The organism is Pseudoalteromonas luteoviolacea H33-S (assembly GCF_001625695.1).
Classification (GTDB): Bacteria; Pseudomonadota; Gammaproteobacteria; order Enterobacterales; family Alteromonadaceae; genus Pseudoalteromonas; species Pseudoalteromonas luteoviolacea_B.
Map to the genome: position 1 here is coordinate 1 of NZ_AUXY01000036.1, position 218 is coordinate 218.

Sequence of the window (218 nt, forward strand, 5' to 3'; positions counted from 1 at the left end):
TCATTTCACCTTGCGCAAAAGAAGCGTGCTCACTGCGTTCGCTGTCGCTAGCCTTTTGCACGATATTCATCTTGCGCGAAAATAATGTCAGCGTTTCGCGCTGTGCAGTTGTCCTTTCGCACGGTATTCACCTTGCACGAAAAGAATGCCAGCGCTTCGCGTATAGTTGTCAATACTCTGCATAATAGACTCTAATCTCAGTATTAAGGTCGCTTATT

General features: G+C 45.9%; 1 protein-coding gene. It reads left to right on the forward strand.

The window, feature by feature from the left end:
* The coding region (locus N477_RS26415; protein WP_231098046.1) for a hypothetical protein at positions 1-185 on the forward strand (185 nt) is incomplete at its 5' end.
* Between the last annotated feature and the right edge of the window lie 33 nt (positions 186-218).